Source organism: Streptomyces sp. Ncost-T10-10d (genome assembly GCF_900091955.1).
Lineage (GTDB): Bacteria > Actinomycetota > Actinomycetes > Streptomycetales > Streptomycetaceae > Streptomyces.
Window position 1 is genome coordinate 18,059 of the sequence record NZ_FMDF01000208.1, and the last position, 15,187, is coordinate 33,245.

14 protein-coding genes are annotated in these 15,187 nt (G+C 69.2%); 6 read left to right on the forward strand and 8 right to left on the reverse strand.

From position 1 onward, the window contains the following. Positions 1 to 44 precede the first annotated feature (44 nt). The gene (locus GA0115254_RS36250; protein WP_176740432.1) at positions 45 to 998 is read right to left on the reverse strand and encodes a heme o synthase; all 954 of its coding nucleotides are present in this window, start codon (positions 996 to 998) and stop codon (positions 45 to 47) included. A gap of 432 nt (positions 999 to 1,430) precedes the next feature. On the opposite strand from GA0115254_RS36250, the gene tkt reads away from it, so the two are divergent. The 6 genes from tkt (at position 1,431) to GA0115254_RS36280 (ending at position 8,460) form a co-directional block, all read left to right on the forward strand. Further along, positions 1,431 to 3,518, forward strand: a complete 2,088-nt coding sequence (tkt, locus tag GA0115254_RS36255; protein WP_093899516.1) for a transketolase — start codon at positions 1,431 to 1,433, stop codon at positions 3,516 to 3,518. A 34-nt stretch (positions 3,519 to 3,552) separates the two neighbouring features. Continuing rightward, positions 3,553 to 4,695, forward strand: coding sequence for a transaldolase (gene tal, locus GA0115254_RS36260; protein ID WP_093899517.1), 1,143 nt, complete (start codon positions 3,553 to 3,555; stop codon positions 4,693 to 4,695). A 5-nt stretch (positions 4,696 to 4,700) separates the two neighbouring features. Continuing rightward, on the forward strand, positions 4,701 to 6,233 hold the full coding sequence (gene zwf, locus GA0115254_RS36265) for a glucose-6-phosphate dehydrogenase (protein ID WP_093899518.1): 1,533 nt from the start codon (positions 4,701 to 4,703) through the stop codon (positions 6,231 to 6,233). Continuing rightward, positions 6,230 to 7,243 carry a glucose-6-phosphate dehydrogenase assembly protein OpcA gene (gene opcA / locus GA0115254_RS36270; protein WP_093899519.1) on the forward strand — a complete coding sequence of 338 codons (1,014 nt, stop codon included), beginning with the start codon at positions 6,230 to 6,232 and terminating at the stop codon, positions 7,241 to 7,243. The genes zwf and opcA overlap by 4 nt, the downstream gene beginning before the upstream one ends. Next, complete coding sequence (pgl, locus tag GA0115254_RS36275; protein WP_093899520.1) at positions 7,240 to 8,022, forward strand: 6-phosphogluconolactonase; 783 nt, start codon at positions 7,240 to 7,242, stop codon at positions 8,020 to 8,022. Before opcA ends, pgl begins: the two co-directional genes overlap by 4 nt. 78 nt (positions 8,023 to 8,100) lie before the next feature. Further along, positions 8,101 to 8,460 carry a VOC family protein gene (locus GA0115254_RS36280; protein ID WP_176740433.1) on the forward strand — a complete coding sequence of 120 codons (360 nt, stop codon included), beginning with the start codon at positions 8,101 to 8,103 and terminating at the stop codon, positions 8,458 to 8,460. 9 nt (positions 8,461 to 8,469) lie between these two features. Here GA0115254_RS36280 and GA0115254_RS36285 read toward each other — a convergent pair whose 3' ends face one another. From GA0115254_RS36285 to pgk, 7 genes are all read right to left on the reverse strand, one after another. Beyond that, on the reverse strand, positions 8,470 to 10,041 hold the full coding sequence (locus GA0115254_RS36285) for a PH domain-containing protein (RefSeq protein WP_093899521.1): 1,572 nt from the start codon (positions 10,039 to 10,041) through the stop codon (positions 8,470 to 8,472). Continuing rightward, positions 10,038 to 10,541 carry a PH domain-containing protein gene (locus GA0115254_RS36290; RefSeq protein WP_093899522.1) on the reverse strand — a complete coding sequence of 168 codons (504 nt, stop codon included), beginning with the start codon at positions 10,539 to 10,541 and terminating at the stop codon, positions 10,038 to 10,040. The genes GA0115254_RS36285 and GA0115254_RS36290 overlap by 4 nt, the downstream gene beginning before the upstream one ends. 4 nt (positions 10,542 to 10,545) lie before the next feature. Further along, entirely contained in the window at positions 10,546 to 12,222 is a 1,677-nt protein-coding gene (gene pgi, locus GA0115254_RS36295) for a glucose-6-phosphate isomerase (RefSeq protein ID WP_093899523.1), read from the reverse strand. A 155-nt stretch (positions 12,223 to 12,377) separates the two neighbouring features. Next, the gene (locus tag GA0115254_RS36300; protein WP_072483070.1) at positions 12,378 to 12,713 is read right to left on the reverse strand and encodes an RNA polymerase-binding protein RbpA; all 336 of its coding nucleotides are present in this window, start codon (positions 12,711 to 12,713) and stop codon (positions 12,378 to 12,380) included. A 109-nt stretch (positions 12,714 to 12,822) separates the two neighbouring features. Then, positions 12,823 to 13,059 carry a preprotein translocase subunit SecG gene (secG, locus tag GA0115254_RS36305; protein ID WP_093899524.1) on the reverse strand — a complete coding sequence of 79 codons (237 nt, stop codon included), beginning with the start codon at positions 13,057 to 13,059 and terminating at the stop codon, positions 12,823 to 12,825. Between the two features lie 114 nt (positions 13,060 to 13,173). Further along, positions 13,174 to 13,950, reverse strand: coding sequence for a triose-phosphate isomerase (gene tpiA / locus GA0115254_RS36310; RefSeq protein WP_093899525.1), 777 nt, complete (start codon positions 13,948 to 13,950; stop codon positions 13,174 to 13,176). Positions 13,951 to 13,956: 6 nt separating this feature from the next. Then, positions 13,957 to 15,168, reverse strand: coding sequence for a phosphoglycerate kinase (pgk, locus tag GA0115254_RS36315; RefSeq protein ID WP_093899526.1), 1,212 nt, complete (start codon positions 15,166 to 15,168; stop codon positions 13,957 to 13,959). Positions 15,169 to 15,187: the final 19 nt, after the last annotated feature.

Sequence of the window (15,187 nt, forward strand, 5' to 3'; positions counted from 1 at the left end):
TGGACCACGTACCCCGCCCGTCGGCAGGAATCGATGAAGCGGGACTACCTCAGGAAGGGATCGACCGCCACGGCGACGAAGAGCAGCGAGACATAGGTGATCGACCAGTGGAACAGCCGCATCTCCTTGAGCTTCGCGCCGGTCACTCCGGCCTTGGCCCGGTTCTGCAGGCCGTGCGCCTCCCAGAGCCAGAACCCGCCGGTCGCCAGCGCCACCACCGTGTAGAACCAGCCGGTGTAGCCCAGCGGGGTCAGCAGCAGCGATACGGCCACCATCACCCAGCTGTAGACGACGATCTGGCGGGCCACCACCCGATTGGACGCGATGACCGGAAGCATCGGGACGCCGACCCGGGCGTAGTCCTCCCTGACCTTCATGGAGAGCGGCCAGTAGTGCGGCGGCGTCCAGAAGAAGATGACGGCGAAGAGGATGACTGCGGCCCAGGACATCGAGTTCGTCACGGCCGACCAGCCGATGAGGACCGGCATGCAGCCCGCGATGCCGCCCCAGACGATGTTCTGCGAGGTGCGGCGCTTGAGCAGCATCGTGTAGACGACGACGTAGAACAGCAGCGCGCCGAGCGACAGCGCGGCCGACAGCCAGTTGACGAACAGCCCGAACCAGACCGTGGAGATCACCGCGAGGGCGAACCCGAAGGCCAGGCACTCGCGCGGGCTCACCATGCCGGTGACCAGCGGGCGCTGCGACGTACGGTCCATCAACGCGTCGATGTCGCGGTCGATGTACATGTTCAGCGCATTGGCACCGCCCGCGGAGAGATATCCCCCGATGGTGGTGGTGAGAACGAGCCACAGATCGGGTACACCCTGAGCGGCCAGAAACATCACCGGAACAGTGGTGATCAGCAACAGCTCGATGATCCGCGGCTTGGTCAGCGCCACGAATGCCTTGACACGGGCCCCGAACGGGCGATGGCCCCCTGGGCTGGGAGTCAAGGCGACCCCTGCGGGTCGGGACTCGACGGCCGTCACGCACACCCCTGACAGAGAAATCCCAGCAAGCTCCGGGCGTGAGGGCCCGGTAAAGACTTGCGCGAACCAGACCACTGTAGACGTTGGGGACAGGCCGCCCTTCGCGGGGGTGGGTCGTGTTGGAGCCGCGCAGAAACAGGGGCGCACGCTCATCGGAGGACCCAGCAGCGACGGGGCACGCTCATCGGAGAGACGTCGGGGCAAATCCGGCACATAAGTAAGAGGACACGCTCATCGGAGGGCCCAGAAGTAACGGGACACGCTCATCGGAGTAGCGCATCGGTGAGCCGTTGCGCTCATACGGGAGGCGAACTCCGCGGGGCGCCTGCACCCTGGAAAGCAGCCGGAAAATGCTCGTTCCGACGGGGGTAGGCTCGACAACGCCCGGTGCGGTCACAGTCACCGGTTTACAACAGTGGAGAGGAGCCCTGACTCAGGGTGAGCACCAAGCCGACCACCACAGACCTCCAGTGGACCGAATTGGACCAGCGGGCCGTGGACACTGTCCGCGTCCTTGCCGCCGACGCCGTACAGAAGGTCGGAAACGGCCACCCGGGCACGGCGATGAGCCTGGCTCCCGCCGCGTACACCCTCTTCCAGAAGGTGATGCGGCACGACCCCGCCGACGCGGAGTGGACCGGTCGTGACCGGTTCGTGCTCTCCGCGGGTCACAGCAGCCTGACCCTCTACATCCAGCTCTACCTGGCCGGCTACGGCCTGGAGCTCGATGACCTCAAGGCTTTCCGTACCTGGGGCTCGAAGACCCCCGGTCACCCGGAGTACGGCCACACCACCGGCGTCGAGACGACCACGGGCCCGCTGGGCCAGGGCGTCGCCAACGCGGTGGGCATGGCCATGGCCGCCCGCTACGAGCGCGGCCTGTTCGACCCGGAGGCGGCCCCCGGCACCTCCCCGTTCGACCACATGGTCTGGGTCATCGCCGGCGACGGCTGCCTCCAGGAGGGCATCTCCGCGGAGGCGTCCTCGCTGGCCGGGCACCAGAAGCTCGGCAACCTGGTCCTGCTGTGGGACGACAACCACATCTCCATCGAGGGCGACACGGAGACCGCGGTCTCCGAGGACACCCTGAAGCGGTACGAGGCGTACGGCTGGCACGTCCAGCGCGTCGACCAGCTGCCCAGCGGCGACCTGGACCCGGCGGGTCTGTACAAGGCGCTGCAGGCCGCCAAGGCCGAGACCGAGCGCCCGTCGTTCATCGCAGCCCGCTCGATCATCGCCTGGCCCGCCCCGAACGCCCAGAACACCGAGGCCTCGCACGGATCCGCGCTCGGTGACGAAGAGGTCGCCGCGACGAAGAAGGTCCTCGGCTTCGACCCGGAGAAGTCCTTCGAGGTCTCCGACGAGGTCATCTCCCACACCCGCGAGGCGCTGGACCGCGGCCGCGAGGCCAAGGCCGAGTGGGAGAAGTCGCTCGCCGCCTGGCGCACCGCCAACCCGGAGCGCGCCGCCGAGTTCGACCGGATCTCCGCGGGCGAGCTGCCCACGGGCTGGGAGGACAAGCTTCCGATCTTCGAGCCGGGCAAGAGCGTCGCCACCCGCGCCGCCTCCGGCAAGGTGCTCCAGCAGCTCGGCGAGGTCGTCCCCGAGCTCTGGGGCGGCTCCGCCGACCTCGCGGGCTCGAACAACACCACGATCGACAAGACGTCGTCGTTCCTCCCGACGGGCAACCCGCTGCCCGGCGCGGACCCGTACGGCCGCACGATCCACTTCGGCATCCGCGAGCACGCCATGGCCGCGGCCATGAACGGCATCGCGCTGCACGGCAACACCCGCATCTACGGCGGCACCTTCCTGGTCTTCTCGGACTACATGCGCAACGCCGTGCGCCTGTCCGCGCTGATGCACCTGCCGGTGACGTACGTGTGGACGCACGACTCGATCGGTCTCGGCGAGGACGGTCCGACCCACCAGCCGGTCGAGCACCTGGCCTCGCTGCGCGCCATCCCGGGCCTGAACATCGTCCGCCCGGCCGACGCCAACGAGACCTCCATCGCCTGGCGCGAGATCCTGCGCCGCCACACCAAGGTGTTCGGCAAGGGGGCCCCGCACGGTCTGGCGCTGACCCGCCAGGGCGTGCCGACCTACGAGGCGAACGAGGACGCGGCCAAGGGCGGTTACGTCCTGCTCGACGCCGAAGGCGGCGACGCCCAGGTCCTCCTGATCGGTACGGGCTCCGAGGTGCACCTTGCCGTCGAGGCACGCGAGGAGCTGCAGGCCGCAGGTATCCCGACCCGTGTGGTCTCGATGCCGTCGGTCGAGTGGTTCGAGGAGCAGGACCAGGCCTACAAGGACAGTGTTCTGCCGCCGTCCGTGAAGGCCCGGGTCGCGGTCGAAGCCGGTATCGGTCTGACCTGGCACCGGTACGTCGGAGACGCCGGCCGGATCGTCTCGCTGGAGCACTTCGGTGCCTCGGCCGACGCCAAGGTCCTCTTCCGCGAGTTCGGCTTCACGGGCGAGCACGTCGCCGCCGCCGCGCGGGAATCTCTCGCCGCCGCCACACGCTGACGCCGTTATACGACTAGTAGGAGATGCAATTCTCATGACAGACGCACTCAAGCGCCTCTCCGACGAGGGCGTGGCGATCTGGCTCGATGACCTGTCGCGCAAGCGGATCACCTCGGGCAACCTCGCCGAGCTGATCGACCAGCAGCACATCGTGGGCGTCACCACCAACCCGTCGATCTTCCAGAAGGCGATCTCGCACGGCGACGGTTACGAGCAGCAGCTCACCGACCTCGCCACCCGCAAGGTCACCGTCGACGAGGCCATCCGCATGATCACGACGGCCGACGTACGGGACGCCGCGGACATCCTGCGTCCTGTCTTCGACGCCACGGACGGCCAGGACGGCCGGGTCTCCATCGAGGTCGACCCGCGCCTGGCCCACCACACCGATGCCACGGTCGCCGAGGCCAAGCAGCTGGCCTGGCTGGTGGACCGGCCCAACACGCTCATCAAGATCCCGGCGACGAAGGCCGGTCTCCCGGCGATCACCGAGGTCATCGGCAAGGGCATCAGCGTCAATGTCACGCTGATCTTCTCGCTGGAGCGCTACCGCGAGGTCATGGACGCCTACCTGGCGGGCCTGGAGAAGGCGAAGGCTTCGGGCCTGGACCTCTCCAAGATCCACTCGGTGGCCTCGTTCTTCGTGTCCCGCGTGGACTCCGAGATCGACAAGCGGCTCGACGCGGTCGGCACCCCGGAGGCCAAGGCGCTCAAGGGCAAGGCAGCTCTTGCCAACGCCCGGCTCGCCTACCAGGCGTTCGAGGAGGTGTTCGGCTCCGCCGACGAATCGACACAGCCGTCGGACCGCTGGGCCGCCCTGGACAAGGCGCAGGCCAACAAGCAGCGTCCGCTGTGGGCCTCGACCGGTGTCAAGGACCCCGCGTACAAGGACACCCTGTACGTCGACGACCTGGTCGCCCCCGGCACGGTGAACACCATGCCCGAGGCCACCCTGGACGCCACGGCGGACCACGGGCAGATCACGGGCAACACCATCGCCGGCACCTACGACCAGGCCCGTGCCGAGCTCGACGCGGTCGCGAAGCTCGGGATCTCCTACGACGACGTCGTCCAGCTTCTCGAGGACGAGGGCGTCGAGAAGTTCGAGGCGTCCTGGATCGACCTGCTCAACTCGACCGAGGCGGAACTCAAGCGCCTCGCCCCTTCGGAGGGCTGACCACCTTGTCTGGTGTTCCCGGAGCCAATCCGCTTCGTGACCCCCAGGACCGACGGCTCCCGCGAATCGCGGGACCGTCGGGCCTGGTGATCTTTGGCGTCACGGGCGATTTGTCCCGTAAAAAGCTGATGCCCGCCGTCTACGACCTGGCCAACCGCGGCCTGCTGCCGCCGGGCTTCTCACTCATCGGCTTCGCGCGCCGCGAGTGGCACGACGAGGACTTCGCACAGGAGGTCCACGACGCCGTCAAGCAGCACGCGCGTACGCCGTTCCGCGAAGAGGTCTGGCAGCAGCTCATCCAGGGGATGCGCTTCGTCCAGGGCAACTTCGACGACGACGAGGCCTTCGAGACACTGAAGGCCACGATCCAGGAACTCGACAAGGCACAGGGCACGGGAGGCAACTTCGCCTTCTACCTGTCCGTGCCGCCGAAGTTCTTCCCCAAGGTCGTCCAGCAGCTCAAGAAGCACGGGCTCGCCGACCAGAAGGAGGGCTCCTGGCGGCGTGCCGTCATCGAGAAGCCCTTCGGCCACGACCTGAAGAGCGCGCAGGAGCTCAACCAGATCGTGCACGACGTCTTCCCGCCCAACGAGGTCTTCCGGATCGACCACTACCTGGGCAAGGAGACGGTCCAGAACATCCTGGCGCTGCGGTTCGCCAACACGATGTTCGAGCCGATCTGGAACCGGAGTTATGTCGACCACGTCCAGATCACGATGGCCGAGGACATCGGCATCGGCGGCCGGGCCGGCTACTACGACGGCATCGGCGCCGCCCGCGACGTGATCCAGAACCACCTGCTCCAGTTGCTGGCGCTGACCGCGATGGAGGAGCCCGGCTCCTTCCACCCGAAGGCCCTGGTCGCCGAGAAGCTCAAGGTGCTCACGGCGGTGGAGCTGCCGGAGGATCTGGGCAAGCACACGGTGCGCGGCCAGTACGTGCACGCATGGCAGGGCGGCGAGGAGGTCCTCGGCTACCTCGAAGAGGACGGCATCGATCCCAAGTCGAAGACCGACACCTACGCCGCGATCAAGCTGACGATCAACAACCGCCGCTGGGCGGGCGTGCCGTTCTACCTCCGTACCGGAAAGCGGCTCGGCCGCCGGGTCACGGAGATCGCGGTCGTCTTCAAGCGCGCCCCGTATCTGCCCTTCGAGTCCGGCGCGACGGAGGAACTGGGCGGCAACGCCCTGGTCATCCGCGTCCAGCCGGACGAAGGCGTCACCGTGCGATTCGGCTCCAAGGTGCCGGGCACCTCGATGGAGGTCCGGGACGTCACGATGGACTTCGCCTACGGCGAGTCCTTCACGGAGTCCAGCCCGGAGGCGTACGAGCGGCTCATCCTCGATGTGCTGCTCGGCGACGCCAACCTCTTCCCGCGGCACCAGGAGGTCGAACTCTCCTGGAACATCCTCGACCCGATCGAGGAGTACTGGGACAAGCACGGCAAGCCCGCGCAGTATCAGGCGGGCACCTGGGGCCCGGCCGAGGCGGACGAGATGCTTGCACGAGACGGACGGAGCTGGCGCCGGCCATGAAGATCGATCTCACGGAAACCACTTCCAGCAAGATCAACCAGGCGCTGGTGTCGGCCCGCCGTGCCATCGGCACCCCGGCCATCGGCATGGTGCTGACCCTGGTCATCGTCACCGACGAGGAGAACGCGTACGACGCCCTCAAGTCGGCCGGCGACGCCTCGCGTGAACACCCCTCGCGGATCATCGCGGTGATCAAGCGGCACAGCCGCTCGCCGCGCAGCCGCCGGGACGCCCGGCTCGACGCCGAGGTGCGGGTCGGTTCCGACGCGGGCACCGGCGAGACCGTCGTCCTGCGTCTCCACGGCGAGCTGGCCAACCACGCCCAGTCGGTGGTCCTGCCGCTGCTGCTGCCGGACGCCCCGGTCGTGGTCTGGTGGCCCGAGGACGCCCCCGCCGATCCGGCGAAGGACCCGCTGGGCGCGCTCGCCCAGCGCCGGATCACGGATGCGTACTCGGCGGAGCACCCGGGTGACGAACTCGCGGTGCGCGCCCGGTCGTACTCCCCGGGCGACACCGATCTGTCCTGGACCCGCATCACGCCGTGGCGCTCGATGCTGGCGGCCGCGCTCGACCAGCAGCAGGTCGAGGTCGTCTCGGCGACGGTCGAGGGCGAGTCGGAGAACCCGAGCTGCGAACTGCTCGCCATGTGGCTCGCGGACCGGCTCAAGGTTCCGGTGGAGCGCACCCAGTCCGGCGGCCCCGGTCTGACGGCCGTGCGGATGCAGACCAAGAACGGCGTCATCGTCCTGGACCGGCCGGACGGTTCGCTGGCCACGCTCTCGATGCAGGGCCAGCCGGACCGTGCGGTGGCGCTCAAGCGGCGGGACACCGCCGAGCTCCTCGCCGAGGAGCTGCGGCGTCTGGACCCGGACAACACCTACGAGGCGACGGTGAAGTTCGGCGTGGAGAAGCTCGGCGGACCGGCGGAGCCGAAGCCGGCCGAGCCCGCCCCCGCTGCAGCCCCTGCCGCCGCGAAGAAGACCGCGGCGAAGAAGGCGGCGGCGAAGTGAGTGCCCCTCAACTTGTCGTGCACCGCGACAAAGAACTGATGGCGCAGGCCGCCGCGGCCCGGCTGATCACGAAGATCGTGGACGCCCAGGCCGCGCGCGGTCACGCCTCGGTGGTGCTCACCGGCGGGCGCAACGGCAACGGCCTGCTGGCCGCACTCGCCGACGCGCCCGCCAGGGACGCGATCGACTGGTCGCGGCTCGACCTCTGGTGGGGCGACGAGCGGTTCCTGCCGGAGGGCGATCCGGAGCGCAATGTCACACAGGCCCGCGAGGCTCTGCTGGCCTCGGTGCCGCTGACCCCGTCCCGGGTGCACGCGATGCCCGCTTCCGACGGCCCCTGCGGCAACGACGCCGACGCGGCAGCGGCCGCGTACGCCGGTGAACTGGCCGCGGCAGCCGGCCCGGAGGACCACGGTCCGGTGCCGACGTTCGATGTGCTGATGCTGGGCGTCGGCCCGGACACGCATGTCGCGTCGCTCTTCCCGGAGCTGCCCGCGGTACGGGAGACCGAGCGCACCGTCGTCGGTGTGCACGGCGCTCCCAAGCCGCCGCCCACCCGCATCTCGCTCACGCTGCCCGCGATCCGGGCGGCGCGCGAGGTGTGGCTGCTCGCCGCGGGCGAGGACAAGGCGGAGGCCGCGGAGATCGCGCTCTCGGGCGCCGGGGAGATCCAGGCCCCGGCAGCCGGTGCGTACGGACGCAGCCGCACTCTGTGGCTGTTGGACGCGGCGGCGGCCTCACGGCTGCCGCGCGCGCTGTATCCGCCGGCCTCTCCCTGAGTGGTCGTCAGTACCGTTGCACGCAGGCCCGGTTCGCTCTTCGGAGCGGCCGGGCCTGCGGCGTGAGAGGCTCGGCCCATGATGCGTATCGGAACCGTGGTGATGGGTGCGTCGGACGTACGGCGCGCCGCGGCCTTCTGGAAGGCGGCGCTCGGCCATGTGGAGCGTGAGCCCTTGCGGGACGACTGGGTGGTGCTGGTCCCGGCCGATGGACACGGCGTCGGGCTGTCCCTGGGGCGGAGCGACACGCCGGTGCAGGAGATCCCCCGGGTCCATCTCGACCTGTACGCCGAGGAGCAGGACGCCGAGGTGGACCGGCTGATCGCACTCGGCGCGGCGCGGGTCGACTGGGAACTGTATCCGGACGACCCGGATTTCGTGGTGCTCGCCGACACCGAGGGCAACAGGTTCTGCGTCATCGACACGACGCACGGCTGACCGTCGCGGTCACCGGGCCGGCGGGATGCGCTCCAGGAAGGGCTCCAGCAGGCCGGGGACGGCTTCGGACGCGAAGTCGAGGCCCTCGGTCGCATCCGCGTCGTACGCCGTGTACGCGCCTGCTCCGGCGGCCGTCGTCGCGGTGAGGCTCAGCACCCCGGACCGTCGCTGGAAGTACGTCTGCCTGACCGTCCAGCCGATGACACCGGCCCGTTCCAGCGCGGCGGTGGAGCGCCGGACCGTGCCGGACCGGACCACCAGGTAGTCGCCGCTGATGGCGTGTCCCAGGCCGCGGTAGGCGTCCCGGGCGAGGAACACCCCGACGGGCAGTCCCACGACGGCGCAGGCGAGTGCGATCCAGAGCAGGACGGGTGTCAGCAGCACACCCAGGAGGGCCAGGACGAGTACGGGCGCGGCGGTGGCCCAGAACGCCCGGCGCAGCCGGCGGCCGCGGGCCGCGAGGGGGTGCCCGGTCAGCGGGACGCCGGTCGGGGACGTGGTCTCGCGCAGGACGTCGGCGGCGACCGTGTCGGCGACGGGCCGGGGCGCGGCGGGCAGCAGGGTGTTGTGGTCGCCGTGCTGCTCCTCGTCGTCCTTGGCCAGTCCGGTGGTGATCGCGTCGATGCGGGCTGCGCCGAACAGCCGGATGCCGAACGGTTCGACGAGGTCGACGCCGCGCAGCCGCCGCTCCTCGATGGAGACGGACCGGGAGGTCAGCAGGCCGCGCCGAATGCGCAGCGTGCCGCCGGGTTCGCGCTCCAGCCGGTAGCTCCACCACATCTCGACCCACAGGCCGAGCGCGCCGACGACACCGGCGGCCACCGCGGCGACGGCGAGGATCACGATCATGGCGAGCAGTGAGGTGTCCCGGAACCGGTCGCCGATCCAGTCGATCACCTGCCCCTGGGCCCCGAACCAGTCGCTGACCTGCATCACCGCACCGGCCGCCGCACCACCGAGCGCGGGGGCGACGAAGGAGACCGGTGCGTAGCGGATCCAGCGCGGGTCGAGGGCGGCGAGCTCGCCCTCGCGATGGGTGCCCGGGGTGCCGGTGGCTGCACGTTCCAGCAGCTCGAGGCGGAGCCGCTCGCCCTCGGACCTGGTGACCGGGTCGAGCTCCAGGGTGGACTCGTTGCCGGAGTGCTCGCCGGTACCGATGCGGACGGTGACCAGGCCGAGGACCCGTTGCAGCAGATGGGCGGTGAGGTCGACGCTGCGGATGCGTGTCCGGGCCAGTGAGCGCTTCTTGACCAGCAGCAGCCCGGTGTGGAGCTCGACCCGTTCGGCCCCGATGCGGTAGCGGGTGCGGCGCCACCGTACGTAGTCACCGGCCGCGGCGCAGCCGATCAGCGCGATCGCACCGGCCAGCACCCAGGCAACCGCGTGCCCGAACCCGAACCGCCCCGAGAGGCCGAGTGTGGTGGGCACGGCCGCACCGGCCGCCACCCCGGCCGTGACGACTGCGCTGACGAGGACCGTACGCCGGTCCAGCCGCCGCCAGCCGGCAGCGGCGGCCGCCTCGGTGCCGGTGACGCCGCCCTCGCCCTCGGCGTCCGGGGCGACGGCCGCCTCGGAGCTCATGTGGCGTCCCCGGGGGTTTCCTGGGTGATCCGGGTCAGCCGCTCGGCCAGCTCGGCCGCCAGTTCGTGGCCCAGTCCCTCGATCCGCACCGCACCCTTGGACGATGCCGTGGTCACGGTGACCGTGGCGAGCCGGTAGAGCTGTTCGAGCGGGCCGCGCACGGTGTCCACGGTCTGGATCCGGGACATCGGAGCGATCCGCCACTCCTGCCTCAGGACGCCGGTTCTGACATACACCGCTTCGTCGGTGACCTCCCAGCGATGGGTGCGGAACCACCAGAGGGGGAAGAGGACGGCGCAGCCGATGCCGAGCACCGCGAGGATCGCGGCAGGCAGCAGCAGCCAGAACCGGGCGGGTTCGATGAACGCGCCCAGCACGGCCAGCACGACCACCGGCACCGCGGTCAGCAGCAGCCACTGGGCCCGCCACCAGCCGACGGCCCTCGGGTCCAGTGTGTTGTTCGGCGGCCTCAGCCGCACCGCCCGCTCCCCCGTGGTCATCGGCTCAGCGCCCCCTGCGGGCGCGGTACGCCCGGACGAGCGCGGCGGTCGAGCTGTCCAGCTGCCCGTCCCCCTCCGCCGCGGCAGAGGCCGATGTCGACGTCCCGGTCAGCACCGGCTCGATCTTCTTGGCGAGGACCTTGCCGAGTTCGACGCCCCACTGGTCGAAGGAGTCGATGTTCCAGATGGCTCCCTGGACGAAGACCTTGTGCTCGTACAGCGCGATCAGCTGGCCGAGGACGGACGGCGTCAGCCTGTCGGCCAGGATCGTCGTCGTCGGGTGGTTGCCCTTGAAGGTCTTGTGCGGCACCAGCTCCTCGGCGACTCCCTCGGCGCGGACCTCGTCCGGCGTCTTGCCGAAGGCCAGCGCCTGGGTCTGGGCGAAGAAGTTGGCCATCAGCAGATCGTGCTGGGCGACCAGACCGGGCAGCAGGTCGGCGACCGGCTCGGCGAAGCCGATGAAGTCGGCCGGGATGACCTTGGTGCCCTGGTGGATCAGCTGGTAGTAGGCGTGCTGCCCATTGGTGCCGGGGGTGCCCCATACGACCGGTCCGGTCTGCCAGTCGACCGGATTGCCGTCCCGGTCCACGGACTTGCCGTTGGACTCCATGTCCAGCTGCTGCAAGTACGCGGTGAACTTGGACAGATAGTGGCTGTAGGGCAGTACGGCATGCGACTGCGCGTCGAAGAAAGCGCCGTACCAGACGCCCAACAGGCCCAGCAGCAGCGGGACGTTGTCCTCGGCGGGGGCGGTCCGGAAGTGCTCGTCGACGAGGTGGAAGCCGTCGAGCATCTCGCGGAACCGATCCGGGCCGATGGCGATCATCAGCGAGAGTCCGATGGCGGAGTCGTACGAGTAACGGCCGCCGACCCAGTCCCAGAACTCGAACATGTTGGCGGTGTCGATGCCGAAGTCCGCGACCTTCTCGGCGTTCGTGGACAGCGCCACGAAGTGCTTGGCGACGGCGTCCTGATCGGCCTTCAGACCGGTCAGCAGCCAGTTGCGGGCCGAGGTGGCGTTGGTGATGGTCTCGATCGTGGTGAAGGTCTTCGACGCGATGATGAAGAGCGTCTCGGCCGGGTCGAGATCGCGCACGGCCTCGTGGAGGTCGGCGCCGTCGACGTTCGACACGAAGCGGACGGTGAGCGAGCGGTCCGTGAAGGAGCGCAGCACCTCGTACGCCATGGCGGGGCCGAGGTCGGAACCGCCGATGCCGATGTTGACGATGTTCTTGATGCGCTTGCCGGTGTGACCGGTCCACTCCCCCGACCTGATGCGGTCGGAGAAGGCCGCCATCTTGTCGAGTACGGCGTGCACGGCGGGCACCACATTCTCGCCGTCGACCTCGATCACCGCATCGCGCGGGGCACGCAGCGCGGTGTGCAGGACCGCGCGGTCCTCGGTGGTGTTGATCTTCTCGCCGCGGAACATCGCGTCCCGCAGCTCAGCCACGCCGGTGGCCGCGGCGAGCTCGCGCAGCAGCCGGAGCGTCTCGTCGGTGACCAGGTGCTTGGAGTAGTCGACATACAGATCGCCGACCCGGAGGGTGTATCCGGTGCCGCGCTCCGGGTCGTCCGCGAAGAGCTGCCGCAGATGTGTCGCCCCGAGCTGCTCGCGGTGCTTGCCCAGAGCGGTCCACTCGGGTGTCTGGTTGAGCCTGGTTCGGCTTGGTGTGTTCATCCCGGATATCAGCCCACTTCTTCTCGTGCCTGCAGATGCCCCGCTGCGCTTCCAACTTAATTGATCAGAGGGGTTGACGAGGCAATGGCGAGCTGCGGCACGGCGAAAGCAGTCCGGCCGGACACCTCGTGAGGTGTCCGGCCGGTGAACAACAACTAGATCTCACCCCGGAGTTTTGCCAGGGCCTCGGCGAGGATGGCCTCGCCGTCCGCATCGCTGCGCCGCTCTCGTACGTACGCGAGGTGCGTCTTGTACGGTTCGGTGCGCGGCGGGTCCGGCGGGCTGTCCCGGTCCTGGCCGGCCGGGAAACCACAGCGCGGGCAGTCCCAAGTCTCCGGTACCTGCGCGTCACTGGCGAAGCTCGGCTGCGTCTCGTGCCCGTTCGAGCACCAGAAGGAGATGCGGAGGCGCGGCGCGGACTCGCCCCGCTCGGCCTCCCCCATCGGCCCCGCTCCGACCCGGCTTCCCCGGATCGCGTTGCCACTTGCCACGGTCGTAACTCCCTGCGTGATGGTGCTCGAAGATGCCCCAGTCTACGTAAGGCCCAACGCGCGTCCAGTGAAAGGAGTTACACCCTCACCGGGAATCGCGTACGACGGGTCAGCTGTCCAGCTTGATCAGCAGACCAAGCACGACAATGCACGCGAACCAGGCCAGACCGATGAACACGGTGATCCGGTCGAGGTTCCGCTCGGCGACCGAGGAGCCGCCCACGGACGACTGCATACCGCCACCGAACATGTCGGAGAGGCCGCCGCCCTTGCCCTTGTGCATCAGCACCAGCAGCATCAGCAGCAGGCTGAAGACGATCAGGGCGATCTCGAACGCCAAAATCACGGCTGGTCCCTACTTTCCGGAATTCTCTGGACTGCATGTGCGAACAGCGGGGGCCGGGAGGCTACACCCTCCTCGGCCCCCGCAAGGGTACGACGGATCGGCGCTACCGCATACTCACTGGTCGCGGAAGCGGACGATCTTGACGAACTCGTCGGCGTCCAGTGCGGCCCCGCCGACCAGCGCGCCGTCCACATCGGGCTTCGACATGATCTCGGCGACGTTCCCGGACTTCACCGAGCCGCCGTACTGGATACGGACCGTGTCGGCCAGTTCCTGCGAGTACAGCTCGGCGAGGCGGCTGCGGATCGCCCCGCAGACCTCCTGGGCGTCTTCGGAGCCGCAGACCTTGCCGGTGCCGATCGCCCAGACCGGCTCGTACGCGATCACGATCGACTCGGCCAGCTCGGCGGGGATGTCCTTGAGACCACCGTCGACCTGCGCGAGCGTGTGCGCGACGTGGCTGCCCGCCTCACGGACCTCCAGCTCCTCGCCGACGCAGAGGATCGGGGTCAGGCCGTGCTTGAAAGCGGCCTTCACCTTGGTGTTGCAGATCTCGTCGGTCTCGCCGTGGTACTGGCGGCGCTCGCTGTGGCCGACGGTGACATAGGTGCACTTCAGCTTGGCGAGCATCGGGCCGGAGACCTCACCGGTGTACGCGCCGGAGTCGTGCGCCGAGATGTCCTGCGCGCCGTACTTGATCTTCAACTTGTCGCCGTCCACCAGGGTCTGCACGGAGCGCAGGTCGGTGAAGGGCGGCAGGACGGCGACCTCGACGGCGTCGTAGTCCTTGTCGGCCAGGGCGAAGGCGAGCTTCTGGACGTGTGCGATGGCCTCGAGGTGGTTGAGGTTCATCTTCCAGTTGCCCGCCATCAGCGGGGTACGGGTGCTCATGAAAAGTCAGTCCTCCAGTGCGGCGAGGCCGGGAAGCGTCTTGCCCTCGAGGTATTCGAGGCTGGCGCCGCCACCGGTCGAGATGTGTCCGAATGCGTTCTCGTCGAAGCCCAGGATGCGGACGGCCGCGGCGGAGTCGCCACCGCCGACGACACTGAAGCCCTCGGAGTCGACGAGGGCCTGGGCGACGGCCCGGGTGCCCTCGGCGTAATCAGGGTGCTCGAAGACGCCCATCGGGCCGTTCCAGAAGACGGTGACGGCGTCGGCGAGCTTCGAGGCGTACAGCTTGTTGGTCTCGGGCCCGTTGTCCAGGCCCATGAAACCGGCCGGGATGGCGTCCGCGGGCACGGTACGGTGCTCGGTCGGAGTCTTGGTCTTGAGGTCCGGGAACTGCTCGGAGACCACGACGTCGACGGGGAGCACGAACTCCACGCCCTTGTCCTCGGCGCGCTTGAGGTACTCCAGCACCGCCGGGATCTGGTCCTCCTGGAGGAGGGAGCTGCCGACCTCGTGGCCCTGGGCCTTGAGGAAGGTGTACGCCATGCCACCGCCGATGAGGATGCGGTCGGCGCGCTCCAGCAGGTGGTCGATGACGCCGAGCTTGTCGGAGACCTTGGATCCGCCGAGCACGACGGCGTACGGGCGCTCGACGTTCTCGGTGAGCTTCTTCAGGACGCCGACCTCGGTGGCGATCAGGTCGCCGGCGGCGTGCGGCAGCCGGGCCGGGAGGTCGAAGACCGAGGCGTGCTTGCGGTGGACGGCGCCGAAGCCGTCGCCCACGTACACATCGGCGAGCTCGGCGAGCTGGTCGGCGAACGCGCCGCGCTCGGCGTCGTCCTTCGACGTCTCACCGGGGTTGAAGCGGAGGTTCTCGATGACGGCGACCCGGCCGTCGGTGAGCGCGGCGACCGTGGCGCGGGCCGACTCGCCGACCGTGTCGGTCGCGAAGGCCACGTCGGCGCCGATGAGCTCACCGAGACGGGCCGCGGCGGGCGCCAGGGAGAAGGCGGGGTCCGGGGCGCCCTTGGGGCGGCCCAGGTGCGAGGCGACGACGACCCGCGCACCGGCTGCGGCGAGCTTCTCCACGGTCGGCTGGACGGCCCGGATGCGGCCGTCGTCGGTGATGGTGGTGCCGCTCAGCGGCACGTTGAGGTCGGCGCGGACGAATACGCGCTTGCCGGTGACCCCTTCGGCGAGAAGTTCGTCGATGGTCTTCATCTTGCTGGACTCCTTGGAG

Coding starts and splice junctions, on each gene's coding strand:
- tal (WP_093899517.1), top strand. CDS start 3,553: ATGACAGACGCACTCAAGCGCCTCTCCGACGAGGGCGTGGCGATCTGG.
- opcA (WP_093899519.1), top strand. CDS start 6,230: ATGAAGATCGATCTCACGGAAACCACTTCCAGCAAGATCAACCAGGCG.
- GA0115254_RS36280 (WP_176740433.1), top strand. CDS start 8,101: ATGATGCGTATCGGAACCGTGGTGATGGGTGCGTCGGACGTACGGCGC.
- GA0115254_RS36285 (WP_093899521.1), bottom strand. CDS start 10,041: ATGAGCTCCGAGGCGGCCGTCGCCCCGGACGCCGAGGGCGAGGGCGGC.
- GA0115254_RS36290 (WP_093899522.1), bottom strand. CDS start 10,541: ATGACCACGGGGGAGCGGGCGGTGCGGCTGAGGCCGCCGAACAACACA.
- pgi (WP_093899523.1), bottom strand. CDS start 12,222: ATGAACACACCAAGCCGAACCAGGCTCAACCAGACACCCGAGTGGACC.
- tpiA (WP_093899525.1), bottom strand. CDS start 13,950: ATGAGCACCCGTACCCCGCTGATGGCGGGCAACTGGAAGATGAACCTC.
- pgk (WP_093899526.1), bottom strand. CDS start 15,168: ATGAAGACCATCGACGAACTTCTCGCCGAAGGGGTCACCGGCAAGCGC.